Source organism: Xanthobacter autotrophicus, assembly GCF_030015065.1.
Classification (GTDB): Bacteria; Pseudomonadota; Alphaproteobacteria; order Rhizobiales; family Xanthobacteraceae; genus Xanthobacter; species Xanthobacter autotrophicus_D.
In genome coordinates, this window is record NZ_JAIVFN010000434.1 from 1 (window position 1) to 440 (window position 440).

Annotated in this window: 1 pseudogene; it reads right to left on the minus strand. The window is 68.2% G+C overall.

The features are described from left to right. Positions 1-440, minus strand: a pseudogene (locus K9U40_RS23900) (UPF0104 family protein); the annotation flags it as partial.

A 440-nucleotide genomic window follows, 5' to 3' on the forward strand; every position in this document is an offset into this window, starting at 1 on the left:
GGCCAGCCGCTCGCTGGAGGCGCCCAATGCGATGGCGCCGGCGGTGATGCCGGCCGGATAGGTGCCGACGCCGCCTGGCGCATGCATCGGCAGCACGGAGGAGAGTTCGCCGCCGAGCGCGCCGCCGAAGCTTGCCGCCATTGGCAGCACGCCCATCAGGCCGAGCGCCCATGCGAGCACCATCACCTTCACCAGCCAGTTGACGATGGTCATCGCCCAGGCACGCGCAAAGGCGTCGGCATCGAGCGGCAAGCCGTTTTCGATCTCGGCGACGAATTTCTGCGCCTTCGCAGGCAGCAGCTTGGCGGCAACTCGCAACAGCGGCTTGCGCGCGGCGAAAGCTGCCAGCGGCAGCAGCAGGAAGATTGCCCAAAGCGACCAGGCGACGGCCGCATCTGTGGCAGCAATGGCAAAGCCGATGCCAGCAGCCGCCAGAAGCG